The sequence below is a fragment of the Burkholderia sp. 10_S31 genome (genome assembly GCF_056930375.1).
In genome coordinates this window covers 2,665,440-2,680,921 of sequence record NZ_JBXOWK010000003.1, presented here as the reverse complement: position 1 = coordinate 2,680,921, position 15,482 = coordinate 2,665,440, and the positions used below count along the sequence as shown (strand labels likewise).

Annotated in this window: 17 protein-coding genes, 1 other RNA gene and 1 riboswitch; of the genes, 7 read left to right on the top strand and 11 right to left on the bottom strand. The window is 69.6% G+C overall.

Translation table 11 applies throughout. The features are described from left to right. Positions 1 to 111: 111 nt before the first annotated feature. Both AC1Z3W_RS32595 and ilvD read right to left on the bottom strand, forming a co-directional pair. Positions 112 to 441 carry a c-type cytochrome gene (locus tag AC1Z3W_RS32595; protein ID WP_124834442.1) on the bottom strand — a complete coding sequence of 110 codons (330 nt, stop codon included), beginning with the start codon at positions 439 to 441 and terminating at the stop codon, positions 112 to 114. 126 nt (positions 442 to 567) lie between these two features. After that, positions 568 to 2,241, bottom strand: coding sequence for a dihydroxy-acid dehydratase (gene ilvD, locus AC1Z3W_RS32590; RefSeq protein ID WP_124834441.1), 1,674 nt, complete (start codon positions 2,239 to 2,241; stop codon positions 568 to 570). Positions 2,242 to 2,376: 135 nt separating this feature from the next. Here ilvD and AC1Z3W_RS32585 point away from each other — a divergent pair, with 135 nt between their 5' ends. Together AC1Z3W_RS32585 and lgt are read left to right on the top strand one after the other, a co-directional pair. Then, positions 2,377 to 3,294 carry a LysR family transcriptional regulator gene (locus AC1Z3W_RS32585; RefSeq protein WP_057926034.1) on the top strand — a complete coding sequence of 306 codons (918 nt, stop codon included), beginning with the start codon at positions 2,377 to 2,379 and terminating at the stop codon, positions 3,292 to 3,294. An 89-nt stretch (positions 3,295 to 3,383) separates the two neighbouring features. After that, the gene (lgt, locus tag AC1Z3W_RS32580; protein ID WP_057926033.1) at positions 3,384 to 4,274 is read left to right on the top strand and encodes a prolipoprotein diacylglyceryl transferase; all 891 of its coding nucleotides are present in this window, start codon (positions 3,384 to 3,386) and stop codon (positions 4,272 to 4,274) included. Positions 4,275 to 4,442: 168 nt separating this feature from the next. Here the strand turns inward: lgt and AC1Z3W_RS32575 are convergent, their stop codons facing one another. The 5 genes from AC1Z3W_RS32575 to AC1Z3W_RS32555 form a co-directional block, all read right to left on the bottom strand. Beyond that, positions 4,443 to 5,183, bottom strand: a complete 741-nt coding sequence (locus tag AC1Z3W_RS32575; protein WP_175825078.1) for an SIMPL domain-containing protein — start codon at positions 5,181 to 5,183, stop codon at positions 4,443 to 4,445. Between the two features lie 205 nt (positions 5,184 to 5,388). Further along, a complete protein-coding gene (locus tag AC1Z3W_RS32570; RefSeq protein WP_006750008.1) occupies positions 5,389 to 5,850 on the bottom strand; it encodes an EVE domain-containing protein in 462 nt (153 codons plus the stop codon). A gap of 70 nt (positions 5,851 to 5,920) precedes the next feature. Next, positions 5,921 to 6,102, bottom strand: a non-coding RNA gene (gene ssrS, locus AC1Z3W_RS32565) — 6S RNA. A gap of 80 nt (positions 6,103 to 6,182) precedes the next feature. Continuing rightward, a complete protein-coding gene (locus tag AC1Z3W_RS32560; protein WP_011885730.1) occupies positions 6,183 to 6,497 on the bottom strand; it encodes a cell division protein ZapA in 315 nt (104 codons plus the stop codon). Then, positions 6,494 to 6,844, bottom strand: a complete 351-nt coding sequence (locus tag AC1Z3W_RS32555; RefSeq protein ID WP_057926031.1) for a hypothetical protein — start codon at positions 6,842 to 6,844, stop codon at positions 6,494 to 6,496. The genes AC1Z3W_RS32560 and AC1Z3W_RS32555 overlap by 4 nt, the downstream gene beginning before the upstream one ends. A gap of 176 nt (positions 6,845 to 7,020) precedes the next feature. Further along, positions 7,021 to 7,277: riboswitch (cobalamin riboswitch) on the top strand. Between the two features lie 432 nt (positions 7,278 to 7,709). On the opposite strand from AC1Z3W_RS32555, the gene AC1Z3W_RS32550 reads away from it, so the two are divergent. From AC1Z3W_RS32550 to cobC, 5 genes are read left to right on the top strand one after another with little or no spacing between them, the layout of a single operon-like run. Further along, entirely contained in the window at positions 7,710 to 8,708 is a 999-nt protein-coding gene (locus tag AC1Z3W_RS32550; protein WP_124834438.1) for a FecCD family ABC transporter permease, read from the top strand. Then, the gene (locus AC1Z3W_RS32545) at positions 8,705 to 9,523 is read left to right on the top strand and encodes an ABC transporter ATP-binding protein (RefSeq protein WP_483509312.1); all 819 of its coding nucleotides are present in this window, start codon (positions 8,705 to 8,707) and stop codon (positions 9,521 to 9,523) included. Before AC1Z3W_RS32550 ends, AC1Z3W_RS32545 begins: the two co-directional genes overlap by 4 nt. 52 nt (positions 9,524 to 9,575) lie before the next feature. Next, positions 9,576 to 10,631, top strand: coding sequence for a nicotinate-nucleotide--dimethylbenzimidazole phosphoribosyltransferase (gene cobT / locus AC1Z3W_RS32540; protein WP_124834436.1), 1,056 nt, complete (start codon positions 9,576 to 9,578; stop codon positions 10,629 to 10,631). Next, a complete protein-coding gene (locus tag AC1Z3W_RS32535; protein ID WP_057926028.1) occupies positions 10,621 to 11,397 on the top strand; it encodes an adenosylcobinamide-GDP ribazoletransferase in 777 nt (258 codons plus the stop codon). The genes cobT and AC1Z3W_RS32535 overlap by 11 nt, the downstream gene beginning before the upstream one ends. Further along, a complete protein-coding gene (cobC, locus tag AC1Z3W_RS32530) occupies positions 11,382 to 11,966 on the top strand; it encodes an alpha-ribazole phosphatase (protein WP_175825079.1) in 585 nt (194 codons plus the stop codon). The genes AC1Z3W_RS32535 and cobC overlap by 16 nt, the downstream gene beginning before the upstream one ends. Positions 11,967 to 12,003: 37 nt before the next feature. On the opposite strand, the gene AC1Z3W_RS32525 is transcribed toward cobC, so the two are convergent. The 4 genes from AC1Z3W_RS32525 to cobU are packed head-to-tail and all read right to left on the bottom strand — an operon-like array spanning position 12,004 to position 15,422. Next, complete coding sequence (locus AC1Z3W_RS32525; RefSeq protein ID WP_483509311.1) at positions 12,004 to 12,915, bottom strand: cobalamin-binding protein; 912 nt, start codon at positions 12,913 to 12,915, stop codon at positions 12,004 to 12,006. Then, complete coding sequence (gene cobD / locus AC1Z3W_RS32520; protein WP_483509310.1) at positions 12,912 to 13,931, bottom strand: threonine-phosphate decarboxylase CobD; 1,020 nt, start codon at positions 13,929 to 13,931, stop codon at positions 12,912 to 12,914. Before cobD ends, AC1Z3W_RS32525 begins: the two co-directional genes overlap by 4 nt. Continuing rightward, positions 13,924 to 14,868 (bottom strand): adenosylcobinamide-phosphate synthase CbiB, encoded by a 945-nt coding sequence (gene cbiB / locus AC1Z3W_RS32515; protein ID WP_483509309.1) that lies wholly within the window; start codon positions 14,866 to 14,868, stop codon positions 13,924 to 13,926. The genes cobD and cbiB overlap by 8 nt, the downstream gene beginning before the upstream one ends. Further along, positions 14,862 to 15,422, bottom strand: a complete 561-nt coding sequence (gene cobU / locus AC1Z3W_RS32510) for a bifunctional adenosylcobinamide kinase/adenosylcobinamide-phosphate guanylyltransferase (RefSeq protein WP_483509308.1) — start codon at positions 15,420 to 15,422, stop codon at positions 14,862 to 14,864. Before cobU ends, cbiB begins: the two co-directional genes overlap by 7 nt. Positions 15,423 to 15,482: the final 60 nt, after the last annotated feature.

Here is a 15,482-nt window from a genome sequence, read left to right as displayed (position 1 = left end):
TTCCGTTCATCGTCAATGACGGGTCGCCGAGCCGGTCATGTCGAGGAGAGCGGGACAGTGCCCGACGGGAAGCGCGGCGTGCATGCACGCCGCCCGCTCATCCGGTCCAATTCAATGCAGCGACAGCACCCACTGCGCGAGCGTGTGTGCTTCGGCGCTCGTCAGCTGCGTATTGGCGGGCATCGGCACGCTGCCCCACACCCCGACACTGCCCTTCACGATCGATTGCGCGAGGTAATCGACGGCGTCGGCGCGTGCCGCGTACTTGCCGGCGATGTCATGGAACGATGGGCCCATCAGCAGCTTGCCGACCGCATGGCAGGCCATGCAGTTCTTGCGCTGTGCGAGCGCGAGCCCGTTGCCGGCCTGGTCGGCGTGGGCCGCCGCCGCGCTGCCGGTCAGCAGCGCCACGAGCAGCGCGCGCAATATCGTCTGTTTCATGCAGTTCTCCGCCGGCGGGGGACGGCCGGCTTCACGATTCGCGCATTATAAAAGCAAAGGGAAAGCACGTTTTGCGCGTTTTCCCGGCGGCCGCCTGCAATGGGGTCGCATGCCCCGCGCGCCGCGTCAGCCGGTGACGGCGCCCTTGTTCGCCGGACGCGCGAGGGCCGCGTACTTGGCGAGCACGCCGCGCGTGTAGCGCGGCGCCGGCTGCTTCCACGCAGCGCGCCGGCGCGCGAGTTCCGCGTCGTCGACGTTCAGCTGCAGCACCAGCCGGTGCGCATCGATCGTGATCGAATCGCCTTCCTGCACGAGCGCAATCGTGCCGCCGACGAACGCCTCGGGCGCGACGTGGCCGACCACCATTCCCCAGGTGCCGCCCGAGAAGCGGCCGTCCGTGATGAAGCCGACCGATTCGCCGAGCCCCTTGCCGATGATCGCCGACGTCGGCGCGAGCATTTCCGGCATGCCGGGGCCGCCCTGCGGGCCGAGATAGCGCAGCACCAGCACGTCGCCGGCGCGAATCCGGTCGCCGAGGATCGCGTCCATCGCGCTTTGCTCGTCGTCGAACACGCGCGCCGGGCCCGTGATCACGGGGTTCTTCAGGCCGCTGATCTTTGCGACCGCACCGTCTTCCGCGAGGTTGCCCTTCAGGATCGCGAGATGGCCTTCCTTGTACAGTGCGCGATCGATCGGGAAGATCACGTTCTGGTCCGCGCGCGGCACGCCCGGCACGTCCTTCAGCTCCTCGGCGATCGTGCGGCCGGTGATCGTCATGCAGTCGCCGTGCAGCAGCCCCGCATCGAGCAGGATCCGCAGCACCTGCGGAATGCCGCCGGCTGCGTGCAGGTCGGTCGCGACGTACTGGCCCGAAGGCTTCAGGTCGCAGATCACCGGCACGCGCTTGCGGATGCGCTCGAAGTCGTCGATCGTCCAGTCGACCTCCGCCGCGTGCGCGATCGCGAGATAGTGCAGCACCGCGTTGGTGGAGCCGCCGGTTGCCATGATCAGCGACACCGCGTTCTCGATCGACGCCTTCGTGATGATGTCGCGCGGCTTCAGGTCGCGCTTCACCGCCTCGACCAGCACGCGCGCCGATTCGGCGGCCGAATCGACCTTCTCCTGGTCGGGGTTCGCCATGGTCGACGAGTACATCAGCGACATGCCGAGCGCCTCGAACGACGAACTCATCGTGTTCGCGGTGTACATCCCGCCGCACGACCCCGATGTCGGGCACGCGTTCTGCTCGACTCCCTCGAAATCCTCCTGCGACATCCGGCCCGCGGTGAACTCGCCGACCGCCTCGAACGACGACACGATCGTCAGGTCGCGGCCCTTCCAGTGACCGGGGCGGATCGTGCCGCCGTACACGTAGATGCCCGGCACGTTCAGGCGCGCGAGCGCGATCATCCCGCCCGGCATGTTCTTGTCGCAGCCGCCGACCACCACCACGCCGTCCATCCACTGGCCCTGCACGCAGGTCTCGATGCAGTCGGCGATCACTTCGCGCGACACCAGCGAGTACTTCATCCCCTCGGTGCCCATCGACATGCCGTCGGAAATCGTCGGCGTGCCGAAGATCTGCGGGTTCGCGTCGGCCGCCTTGACTGCCGCGACGGCCGCGTCCGACAGCCGCTGCAGGCCCGAGTTGCACGGCGTGATCGTCGAGTGGCCGTTCGCGATGCCGATCATCGGCTTGTCGAAATCGTCCTTCTGATAGCCGAGTGCGTAATACATCGAGCGGTTCGGCGAACGGGCCACGCCTTGCGTGATGTGCTTCGAGCGACGGTTGTACGGCATGGGGAGCTCCATCGTTGTATTGGCGACGCCCGCGAACGGCGCGCCGGTTCGGATCAGTCAAGAATGGAGTTTCCGGTTTGGGATGTCCAATATATTATTTGTCGCCTATTAAGTCGTTTTGCGAATGAGTGAAGCATGGCCGACCCGACACCCGACCTGCGCCAGTGGCGCTATTTCGTGACCGTCGCCGACGAGCGCCATTTCGGCCGCGCAGCCGAGCGCCTGTCGATGACGCAGCCGCCGCTGTCGCAGGCGATCCGGGCGCTCGAGGATGCGCTCGGTGTCGCGCTGTTCGTGCGCACCAAGCGCTCGGTTGCGCTGACGGCGGTGGGTGCCGCGCTGCTGCCCGACGTGCGCAGGCTGCTCGCGTCGGCCGACGCGCTGCCGCCGCTCGCACGGCGCCTCGCGCGCGGCGAAGCCGGTTCGCTGTCGCTCGCGTTCGTGTCGACCGCCGATTACGGGCTGCTGCCGTCGCTGCTGCGCGCGTTCGGCGCGCGCTATCCGCAGGTGCGGCTGCAGCTCGCGGAGGCGACGAGCGACGTGCAGATCGACGAACTCGTCGCGGGCCGCATCGACGCGGGGCTCGTGATTCCGCCCGTGCCGCCGCGCCATGCGGCCGGGCTGTCGTACCTGCCGGTCGTGCGCGAGCCGCTGGTGGTCGCGATGCCGGCGGCCGCGGCGCCGGACGTGCCCGAAGACGAACCCGTGCATCTGGCCGAGCTGGCCGCGTTGCCGCTCGTGATCTTCCCGCGCCGTTTGGCGCCCGGCTTTTATGACATCATTACGGGCTGCTACGGCGCGGCGGGGGAAACCCCGCGCATCGGCCAGGAGGCGATCCAGATGCAGACGATCGTCAGCCTCGTGTCGGCCGGCATGGGTGTCGCACTGGTGCCGCAGTCGCTGCGTAACCTGCGGCGCACCGGCGTGGTCTACCGGCCGCTCGCCGGCGACGCGCCGGTCGTCGAGACGGGCCTCGTGTGGCGCACGGGGGATGTCAGCCCCGTGCTTGCCGGCTTCATCGACGTCGTGCGCGCACACGGTCTCGCCGCGTGATGCGAACGATGGCGCGCCGGCGCCGTCCAATGCGTGGTGCGGCGCCGGTGCGAGCGCCGTACCGCATTCGAAAACTTCATCGCTAACCCATGATCATTCACCCGAATTTCGACCCCGTAGCGATCCACCTCGGGCCGCTGGCCGTGCGCTGGTACGGCCTCATGTATCTCGTCGGCTTCATCGCGGCGATCGTCGTCGGCCGGATCCGCCTGAAGCTGCCGCATGTCGCGGCGCAGGGCTGGACCGCGAAGGACATCGACGACATGATGTTCTACGGCGTGCTCGGCACCGTGCTCGGCGGCCGGCTCGGCTACGTGCTGTTCTACAAGGCTGACTTCTACTTCTCGCATCCGCTCGACGTGTTCAAGGTGTGGGAGGGTGGGATGTCGTTCCACGGCGGCTTCCTGGGCGTGACGCTCGCGATGGCGCTGTTCGCGTGGCAGCGCAAGCGCCACTGGCTGCAGGTCACCGATTTCGTGGCGCCGATGGTGCCGACGGGGCTCGCGGCCGGGCGGCTCGGCAACTTCATCAACGGCGAGCTGTGGGGTCGCGTGACCGATCCGAATTCGCCATGGGCGATGATGTTCCCGGGCGCGATGCGCGACGACGCAGCATGGCTGCCGAAGCATCCGGCGCTCGTCGAGAAGTGGCATCTCGCCGATGTGTTCATGCAATACCAGATGCTGCCGCGCCATCCTTCGCAGCTCTACGAAATCGCGCTCGAAGGCATTGCGCTGTTCTTCGCGCTGTTCTTCTTCTCGCGCAAGCCGCGGCCGATGGGGGCGGTGTCCGCGCTGTTCCTGATCGGCTACGGGCTCGCGCGCTTCACGGTCGAATTCGCGCGCGAACCGGACGATTTCCTTGGCCTGCTCGCCCTCGGCCTGTCGATGGGGCAGTGGCTGTCGCTGCCGATGATTCTCACGGGCATTGCGCTGATGGTGTGGGCGTATCGCCGCCGCGCGGCGAATGCGGTTGCGTAATGGAGTTGTGTCATGCGCGCTCCGTGTGACGTATGACGCGTGATGCGATGCCGATGCGCACGATCGGCATGCGCACCGACCGCAGGATCGCAAAGCGCAGGATCACAAATGAAAACGCCGGCCTTCGGGCCGGCGTTTTCGCATCTGCCGAGCGTCGCGCGATGCGCGTTACTTCATCTGCACCGAGCCGTTGACCGTCACCGACACGGTCGCCTTGCCGCCTTCGACCGAGATCGGCGCGCTCATCTTCGCGTTGTCCATCGGCGCCGCGGCCATCGCCATCATGCGCGTGTACGGCTGCACATTGCGGCCGCCGCCGACGTTCACGTCGCGAATCGAGTAGCTGCTGTAGCCGAAGGCCTTCGCGGCTTCGTCCGCGCGTGCACGGAACGACTTGATCGCTTCGGTCGTGAGCTTCTGCTCGGCCGCACGCTGCGCTTCGGGCGACAGCGAGAACTCGACGTTCGCGACCTGCATCTGGTTCGACAACTGGCCCGCGAGTTTCGACGCCGCCGCGAAGTCGCGCGATTCGAGCACGACTTCGGTACGGCCGCGCCATGCGGAGATTTTCCCGTCGCGATCGGTGCTCGGATATACGGAGAACGCGCCGGTGTGTGCGGTGACGCCCGATACGCCCTTCGCCTGTGCGAGCGCCGCATCGGCGCGCTGGTTCAGCGCGGACGTCAGGCTGCCCGGGTCCTTCGCCTGCTGTTCGTAGAACAGCGTGATGTGGATGATGTCCTGCGGCACGTCGGCGCTGGCCTGCGACGACAGCGACAGCACGCCCGCCGGCTCCGGAAAGTGCGGGTTCGCGGTTTGCGCGTGCGCGGCCGGCGACGCGAGCGTCAGCGCGACGGGCACGGCGACGGCGAGGGCGAGCGACAGCGCGAGTGCGGATTTCTTGGTCATTGTTGGATTCCTTGTGCGAGGGCGCGCACGCGGATCACGCGTGCGCGACGCGGGCGTACCGCGCGACAAAAAACGGCCGTCGCCCGATCGGACGACAGCGGTTGCTTAGGCCGCGCGAACGCTCCGCGAGTTCCGTGATCGTGGCGCGTGTTGACCGGATTTGACCTTTGGCGTGCGCGAGCTGCACGCGCCTTACTGCGTGCGCCTACTTCATCAGCTTTTCGGTGATGAAGCGCCATTCGGCGCGCGTGACGGGCGTGATCGACAGTCGGTTGCCGCGCGCGAGCACGCGCATGTCGGCGAGTTCGTCGTGTTCGCGCAGCGCGGCGAGCGGCACGAGCGGCGACTTTTTCACGAAGCGCACGTCGACGAGCAGCCAGCGTGGTGCTTCCTGCGTCGACTTCGGATCGTAATACGGGCTTTTTGGATCGAACTGGGTGGGATCGGGGTAGGGTGTCGACGAGACTTCGGCGAGGCCCGCGATGCCTGGCTCGGGGCAACTCGAGTGATAGAACAGCACACCGTCGCCGATCTTCATCGTGTCGCGCATGAAATTGCGCGCCTGATAGTTGCGCACGCCGGTCCAGGGCAGCGAGTGCTGCGGCGCGTGCGCGAGGTCGTCGATGCTTGCTTCGTCCGGTTCGGACTTCATCAGCCAGTATTGCATGGTCGTGATCGACGCAGAAAGAGGCTGCTACAAAAGGAAACGGCATCGGGACTCGCCCGATGCCGTTGGATAGGCCCCCGCCTTGGCCGCTAGGCCGGCATCCTGAACCTGGGGTTCAGAATTGGTCGCAGTTAGCAGCACATCGGGTACATCAGACAGAGTGACGCGCGCGCCCGTGCTACAAATTTCCGCAACCGTGCACATGGCATTGGTTCAAGGAATATATGACCTTGGCGAACCAGGCAGGGAAGCTGACTGAACTGTGTTTCGTTGCGCCAATTTGACCACCGTTGATCGCCGAGATCAAGGGGAATCGACGCATCGATCGAACGTTACTGCGTCTCGTGCTGTGCGAGCACCGCGCCGAGCTGTTCGTTCATCTGATGCATTGTACGACGGATTTCTTCCGCCGGAAATGCTTCACCGTGCCGCACGCTCGTTTGCAGCCGCAGCAATTCGGATGCGAGCGACAATGCCGCCATTACCGCGATGCGATCGGTGCCGCGCACCGAGCTGTTCGCGCGGATCTTCGACATTTCGGCGTCGACGCGCGCGACGGCCTCGAGCAGCGCCGCTTCGGTCTCGGCCGAACAGGCGAGCCGATAGGGCTGACCGAGAATCGAGACTTCGATCTGCTTGGTGCTCATGCATGTTCTCCGTGGCTGGCCGCGTCGTCGCTATCCGTGCGCGCCTGCGCATCCAGCAGGTCGAGCTGGTTGTCGGTTTGCTCCGCATTCTTCGTGCGCGGCAGCTTTTCGAGAATCGCGTTCAGTTTGACCTGGGCGTCGTCGATCTTCGCCGACAGCGTGTCGCGCTCGGCCGCGAGCGCATTGCGTTCGTCGCGCAGTTGCGCAAGTTCCGCGCGGACCGCGTCCGCTTCCGCGCGCATTTGCGCGACCTGCTCCTCGAGCGCGAGCCGTTCCGAGTGATAGCGCTTGTTCAGCGAGATCAGACGGCCAATATTTTGAGATAAAGTTTCGAGTTCGTTGAGCATCTGCTGCGTCCTCTAAAGACCCAGCATTTTAGCGCGGAATAACGCGCATTCCGACATCTGTAACGTTTCCAGTCGTAACACCCCGGCTTCTTGCCGCGAATACACGGCTCCGGCGTGTTCGCGGCGCGCGCCAGGCACGCGTTCGGCCGCTTTCTTGACGCTCGCGCGGCCGGCTCCTAAACTGGCGCCGCCTCGGTGCTCGCGCGTGCGTCGCGCGGTTAAACGGGAAGCAGGCCGCGCGCTCCGCCCGGAGATCGCCAACCTGCGCTGCCCCCGCAACGGTAAGCGGCCGCGTCGCGTGACGCAGGCCGGCTCGGGCGCGTTTCGCGTGCAGGTAGGTCGCACGCGGGCGCGGGCCACTGCGCGTGACACGCGCGGGAAGGCGAGCCGGTACGCCGCCAGCCCGGATACCGGCCGAGGCGAGGAGCCAGCACGGCTTCATGACGCGCGGCCTGCGGGGAAGCGGGGCGCGCAGTGCTTCACGGGACTTGTCTTCGATGCTGACCCCAATCGTCCGCACGGCATTCGGCGCACGCCGCGGCGTACCGCTTGCCGCCGTCGCGCAGGCCGCGGCGGACGCCGATTCGTCCGGGATCGGCGCCGACGCTCGTCGTCACCACGCCGATCGACCCGATGCGGCACCTTCCACTATATTGCGCAGAACGCCGGTCGCGCGAAGGTGCGGCCCGGCGGATCGCGGCCGTTGCATGCCGGTATGGCCGGCGTGCGGCGCAACAACCCGTTCGACAAGGATAACGAGCTTGCGTATGCCTACAACGCGCCGAAGCGCGACGCCCGTGCCGCGCTCGGTCGGCAACAGTGGTCAGCCGACCTGTCGCGCGTCATGCGCGATGCCGTACGCCGCATGAGCGCCGCGCGTGCCGCCGCGATCTGGGCCGTGCTTGCGGCCGTGGTCGCGCTGCTGTTCGTCGCGTCGCTGTCGATCGGCAGCGTGCCGATGTCGCCGTGGCAGGCGCTCGCGTCGCTCGTGCCGCACGGCGGCGACGCGCTGTTCGCCGACATCGTGCGCACGCTGCGGCTGCCGCGCGCGCTCGCGGGTTTCGCCTGCGGCGCGCTGCTCGCGCTCGCCGGTGCGCTGCTGCAGGTGCTGCTGCGCAATCCGCTCGCGGAGCCGTACGTGCTCGGCGTGTCGGGCGGCGCGGCGGGCTTCGCGCTCGTCGCGATGATCGCGGGCGCCGCGTGGTGGCTCGTCGATGCGTCCGCGTTCGCCGGCTCGCTCGCGTCGGTCGCGCTCGTGCTCGGGCTGGCTCGCCGCGAGCTGTGGCGCGGCGATTCGCGCGATGCGTCGCCGCGGCTGCTGCTCACCGGTGTCGTGATCGCGGCCGGGTGGGGCGCGCTCGTCACGCTGCTGCTGTCGCTCGCGCCCGATGCGCGGCTGCGCGGCATCATCTTCTGGCTGACGGGCGACCTGAACGGCGTGACGGCGCCCTGGTTCGCATGGGGTGCGCTGCTGGTGGCCGCCTGCGTCGCGCTGCCGGCCGCGCCGCAACTCAACGTGCTGCTGCGCGGCGACGCGACTGCACATGCGCTTGGCGTGCCGGTCGCGAGACTGCGCATGCGGATCTACCTCGTCGCGTCGCTGGCCGCCGCGGCCGCGGTGACGACGGCCGGCACGATCGGCTTCGTCGGCCTCGTCGTGCCGCACGCGCTGCGGCTCGCATTCGGCAACGACCAGCGCATGCTGCTGCCCGCCGCGATGCTCGCGGGCGGCGGCGGCGTGATGGCGGCGGACCTGCTCGCGCGCACCGCGATCGCACCCGCGCAATTGCCGGTCGGCGTGATGACTGCGTTGATCGGCGTGCCGGTGTTCCTGTGGATGTTGCTGAGGAGACCGATGCGATGACGCACACCGTATCGCACACCGGCGGCGACATGGCCTGCGCGGCGGTCGACCTGACGCTGAAGGCCGGCGCACGGACGCTGCTCGACGGCTTCACGCAAGGGTTCCGGCCCGGCGAGATCTGGTGCGTCGCGGGGCCGAACGGCGCAGGCAAGACGACGCTGCTCGCGACGCTCGCGGGCCTGCAGCAGCCGGCCGGCGGCCACGTCGAGATCGACGGCCGGCCGCTCGCCGCGTGGTCGCCCGAAGCGCTCGCGCGGCGCCGCGCGCTGATGCCGCAACAACTGCACGACGCGTTCAGCGCGACGGTATTCGACACGGTGCTGCTCAACCGCTTTCCGTATTTTGGCGGCTGGGGCTGGGGCTGGGAGCGTGACGAGGACCGTGCGGCCGCGCGCGCCGCGCTCGCGACGTTCGGGCTCGCCGAGCTCGCGTCGCGCGACGTGCTGTCGCTGTCGGGCGGCGAGCGGCAGCGCGTCGCACTGGCCGCGACCCTGTGCCAGGACGCGCCGCTGATGCTGCTCGACGAACCGCTCGCCCATCTCGACCTGCATCACCAGATCGATGGCCTGACCGCGCTGGGCGCGTGGCTCGACGCGGGCCCGCGCACGGTGCTGTTCTCGTGCCACGACCTGAATCTCGCGCGGCGTTTCGCGACGCACGCGCTGTTGCTCGACGGCCGCGGCCATGCGTGGGCGGGCCCCGTGCACGACGTGCTGACGCCGGCGCGCGCGAGCGACGCGTTCGGCTATCCGCTCGTGCTGATTCGCGAGAACGGCCGCGACGCGCTGCTGCCTGCGTGGCCCGAGCGGCGATGAACTCCCTTCTTTCGATGCGCGGCAGCGGCCGCGCCAACGAGGCAACCTTCCAATGACGAAACCGACCGACTTCCCGCCCGCGATCGCGCCGCTCGACGACACGCTGCGCAAGCGCCTGCAGCATGTGATCGATCACAAGACCAAGCCGCCGGGCAGTCTTGGCCAGCTCGAGGCGATCGCGCTGCAGATCGGCCTGATCCAGCATACCGAGCGGCCGCAGCTGCAGCGCCCCGTCACGATCGTGTTCGCCGGCGACCACGGGATCGCGGCCGAGGGCGTGAGCCCGTATCCGCAGTCGGTCACCGCGCAGATGGTCGCGAACTTCCTGGCCGGCGGCGCGGCGATCAATGCGTTCTCGGGTGTCGCGCAGAGCGTGCTCGAGATCGTCGATGCGGGCGTCGCGTCGCCGCTGCCGGTATCCGACCGGCTCGTGTCGTTGCCGATCGCGCGCGGCACGCGCAACTTCGCGGTTGAGCCCGCGATGACGCGCGACGAGGCGAACACCGCGCTCGCGGCCGGCGCCGCACGCGTACGCCTGCACGCATCGCTCGGCACGAACGTGATCGGCTTCGGTGAGATGGGGATCGCGAACACGTCGTCGGCCGCATGCCTGATGAGCCGGCTGCTCGACGTGCCGATCGACGCGTGCGTCGGGCGCGGCACGGGCCTCGACGACCAGGGGCTCGCACACAAGCGCGCGGTGCTCGGCCGCGCGCTCGTCCGGCATTCGCACGCGATCGCGCCGCTCGACGTGCTTGCGACGTTCGGCGGCTTCGAGATCGCGATGATGACGGGCGCGTATCTCGCGGCCGCGAGCGAGCGGATGACGATCCTCGTCGACGGTTTCATCGCGACGGCCGCGCTGCTCGTCGCCGAGCGCATCGCGCCCGGTGTGCGCGACTACTGCGTGTTTTCGCATACGTCGCACGAGGCCGGCCACCGGCGCATGCTCGAGCATTTCGGCGCGAAGCCGCTGCTCGCGCTCGACCTGCGGCTCGGTGAAGGCACGGGCGCCGCGCTCGCGCTGCCGTTGGTGCGCGCGGCGGCCGCGTTCCTCACCGAGATGGCGAGCTTCGAATCCGCGGGCGTCGACAATCGTGACGCCTGAGCACGCGCGCGGCGTACGCGCCGAACTGCGCTACTTCTTCGTCGCGCTCGGCTATTTCACGCGCGTGCCGGTGCCGCGCGCGATCGGCTACGCGGCGGGCGATCTCGACCAGGCCGCGCGTTACTTCCCGCTGATCGGCGCATGCGTCGGCGCGTGGGGCGCGCTCGTCTATCTCGCGGCGCTGCGCGTGCTGCCCGCGTCGATCGCAGTTGGGCTGTCGATGGCCGCGACGCTGCTCGCGACCGGCGCGTTCCACGAGGATGGCCTCGCCGACAGCTGCGATGCGTTCGGCGGCGGCTATGCGCGCGACGACGTGCTGCGCATCATGCACGACTCGCGAATCGGCACGTTCGGCGCGGTCGCGCTCGTGATCGCGCTCGGCCTGAAATGGCAGGCGCTCGCGGCCATGCCGCCGCTGCGCGCCGCGTGGACGATGATCGCCGCACATGCGGCGAGCCGCGCGGCGGCCGTGAGCCTGCTGATGTCGCTCGACTACGTCCGGCCGGAGGGCAAGGCAAAACCGGTCGCGCAGCGCATGGGTGCACGCTCGGCGTCGGTCGCGGCCGCATTCGGGCTGCCGTGGCTCATCTGGCCGGACTGGCGCGCGGGCATTGCGGCCCTCGTCGCGCTCGTGATCGTGCGTGCATGGGCGGCCCGCTATTTCGTGAAGCGGATCGGCGGCTATACCGGCGACTGTCTCGGCTTCGCGCAGCAACTGAGTGAACTGGCGATCTATCTGGTGGTGCTCGGATGGACCTCGTCCTGATCCGCCATCCGGCCGTCGATGTCGAGCCGGGCGTCTGCTACGGGCGAAGCGACGTGCCGCTCGCGGCATCGGCCGATGCGGGCGCGCAGGCCGTGCGCGAGCGTCTGGCGGCGCTCGCAGCGCCGTTGCCCGAACAGGTCTGGACAAGCCCGCTTGCGCGCTGCGCGTCGGTCGCCGAACGGCTCGCGCAAGCGCTCGACGTGCCGCTGCGGTGCGACGCGGGTTGGCGGGAAATGGACTTCGGCACGTGGGAGCTGCAGCGCTGGGACGACATCGACCGCGCCGCGCTCGACGCGTGGGCGGCCGACCTGATGCACGCATGCGCGCACGGCGGCGAAAGCGTCGCACGGTTCGCCGCGCGTGTCGCGCGGATCGCGGGCACGGTCGCGCAGACCGATGCGCCGCAATGGGCACTCACGCATGCAGGCGTGATTCGCGCGCTCGCGTCGCACGCGTTGCGCGTGCCGCTCGATACGGTGCTGTCGCGACCGGTACCGACGGGCGGCGTCGTGTGGCTGCGCATGGATGATGCCGACCGCCCGTGGGAAGTCGTCCACTGGGACGCGTAGGCGCTCGCGTCCGCCTCCGACGCGCCGCAGGCCGGAATCAGCGCGCCGGCCGCCGCGCCCGCGCGGCGTCGAGATCCTCGCACAGCGCAGCCGCGCCTTGCGCGATCCGCGGCGACGGACGGGTCAGCAGGTCGCCGTCGATCGCGAACAGGTTGTTGTGCGCCACGGCCGTCAGCGCGGGCCAGGCACGCCAGCGCGCGAGGCTCGGCAGCGGCGCATCCAAGCGCGTCGCGCCGGCGCTCGTCGTCACGATCGCTTCAGGATTCGCCGCGAGCACGGCCTCGTCGGTGACGGTCGGCGCGAGCGGCTTCAGCGCCGCGAACACGTTGCGGCCGCCGCACAGCGCAATGACGTCGTTGAACAGGTGCGCGCCGTTGAGCGTCGTCAGCGGCCGGTCCCATACCTGGAAGAACATCGTGACGGGCGGACGCGTCGCGTAACGCGCGCGCAGCGCCGCGATGTCGCGCGAAAACGATGCCGCGGCCGCGTCGGCGACCGGTTCCGTGCCGAGCAGCGTGCCGAGCCGGCGCAGCGACGTCGCCACGTCGTCGAGATGCTTCGGTTCACTGAAGAACAGCGGGATGTGCAGCGCCCGCAGCGCATCGGTCTGCCGTTCGGCATTGCCGTGCCGCCAGACGATGATCAGGTCCGGCTTCAGCGCGGCGATCCGCTCGAGGTCGAGTGCCTTGTTGTCGCCGACGCGCGGCACGGCCTGCGCGGCGGGCGGATAGTCGCTGTACGTGACGGTGCCGACCAGCTTCGCGCCGCCGCCAGCCGCGTAGACCAGCTCGGTCGCATGCGGCGCGAGACTGATCACGCGTTGCGCCGGCGCAGGCAGCGTGACGGTATTGCCGGCATCGTCGTGTGCCGTGACGTCGGCATGAGCGAAAGGCGCGAGCGCGACGAGTGTTACGAGCGGCGGTAGCCGGCGGAACAGGCGAACGTTCATGCGGATGCCCGTTGCAGCGCCGGGACGCACTGCGCGAGCGCGTCGGCGATGTGCTGCCATTCGGCTTCGCTTCCCGGCAGGCCGACGCGTATGCTCGACGGTCGCGCGAAGTGCCGTGTCCAGATTCCGCGCGCGGCGAGCGCCGCATGCAGCGCGGCGGCGCGCGGGTCGTCGGTCCAGCTGAAGAGCGGTGTCGCACGTACTGCGAAGCCGTGCATGCGCAGCAGCGTGGCGAGTCGTTCGCCGTCGGCCGCGAGCCGATCGCGCGCGGCAGCCTGCCATGCGCGATCGGCGAACGCGGCGGCGACCGCATGACGCGCGGGGCCGCTGACGGTCCAGGCGCCGAGCACGTCGCGCAATGCGGCGATCAGGTCGGGATGCGCGAGCACGAAGCCTGCACGAATGCCGGCAAGCCCGAAAAACTTGCCGACCGAGCGCAGCACGACGAGACCCGGACGATCGGTGTACTGCGCGAGCGATGGGGTGGCGCCGGTATCCGCGAATGCCTCGTCGACGATCAGCGTGCCGCCGCGTGTCGACAGCTGCGCATGCCAGCCGAGCAGCCGTTCGGTTGGCACGGATTCGGCGGTCGGATTATTCGGATTCCCGACGATGACGTGACGCAACGTCGCAGGCAACACGTCCGCGTCGATGTCGAGCGGTACGACGCGATGGCCGTGGCGCGCGAAGGCAGGCGCATATTCGCCATACGCGAGTGTCGCGACGCCGGCGTCGCCGGTCGGCAGCAGCGCGGGCAACGCGCGGATCGCGGCCTGGCTGCCGGCGACCGGCAGCACGTGCTCGGCATCGGGCGCGTGATAGTAGTCGGCCGCGCGCGCGGCGAGCGCATCGCCGTCGTCGGGCAGCCGGCGCCATGCGTCGGCCGGGACCGGCGGCACCGGATAGCCGACCGGATTGATGCCGGTCGACAGGTCGAGCCAGGCGTCGTACGGAATGCCGTGGCGGCGCGCGGCTTCGTGCAGGTTGCCGCCGTGCGGGATGCGTGCGTCAGACATGATGGGTAGCGAGGATGAGTGCGCCGCTCGCGACGAGCAGCGCGAGCCACAGCGCGAGCGTGCGCGTGACGAGCGACAGCGCGGCGACGACGTGCACGGCCGTTGCGGGCGCGCCGGTGCCGAGCGCGGGGCGCTCTTCGATTTCGCCGTGATAGACGGCCGGGCCGCCGAGCTGCACGTTCAGGCTGCCGGCGCCCGCGGCCATCACGGGGCCCGCGTTCGGGCTGTCCCAGTGGCGTGCCTGCGTGCGCCAGCAGCGCCACGCGGCGGCCGTGTCGCCGAGCAGCGCGTAGCTCGCGGCGGTGAGGCGCGCGGGAATCCAGTTGAGTGCATCGTCGAGGCGCGCGGCGGCCCAGCCGAAGGTCAGGAAGCGTGGCGTGCGGTAGCCCCACATCGCATCGAGCGTGTTCGCGAGCCGGAACAGCAGCGCGCCGGGGCCGCCCGCGACGACGAACCAGAAGAGCGCGCCGAAGATCGCATCGTTGCCGTTTTCGAGCGCCGATTCGACGGCCGCGCGCGACAGCGCGCCTTCGTCGGCTTCGCTCGTGTCGCGCGACACGATCCGCGCGGTCAGCGCGCGTGCGGCGTCGAGATCGTGCCGCAGCAGCGCGGCGGCGATCGGCGCGACGTGGTCGGCGAGGCTCTTCGCGCCGAGCGCGAACCATAGCAGCGCGACGTGCAGCGCGGCCGCGAGCGGCCACGGCAGCACGGCCGCGAGCCATGCGGCGACGGCCACCGGCGGCAACACCGCCGCGACCCATGCGGCAACGCCAACCGCGCGGCCGCGCCGGCCCGTGTTCAGTGCGCCTTCGATGCGGCCGGCGAGCCGGCCGAACGCGACGAGCGGATGCCAGCTGGCCGGTTCGCCGACGAGGCGATCGACGAGCGCGGCCGCGACCGCGAGCATCGCGACGACCGGCAGCGACAGCATCAGCATGACGGCGCTCCGGCCTTGAGCTCGAGCGGCAGCCCGGCCACCAGCAGTGTCACGCGTGTCGCGAGCGCGGCGATGCGCTGGTTCAGGCGTCCGAGCTCGTCGACGTAGCGGCGCGTGACCGACCCGAGCGGCACGACGCCGAGCCCGATTTCGTTGCTGACGACGATCACCTGCGCGCGTGCGTTGCGCAACGCGTGCTCGAGCCGCTCGACTTGCGCCGCGTACTGCGCATCGTCGAGCGGTTCGCCGTCAAGCGGGCACAGCAGGTTCGTGAGCCACAGCGTCAGGCAGTCGACCAGCAGGCACGCGCGCGGATCGTCGAGCCGCGCGAGCGTGCCGGCGAGGTCGACGCTCGCATCGGCGAAGCCCCAGTCGGCCGGCCGGCGCGCGCGGTGATGCGCGATGCGCCGTTCGAATTCGGCATCGGCGGCGGTCGCCGTCGCGGTCGCGATATAGGTGACGGGGCGGCCGCTGTCGGCGGCGAGCCGCTCGGCGTGCGCGCTCTTGCCCGAGCGCGCGCCGCCGAGGACGAAGGTGAGGTCGTGCGGAATCATCGCGTGATTGTAACGGCGCGCGTGCGGCGGCGCGGGCGATAATGCGGCCTTTGCTTCGCC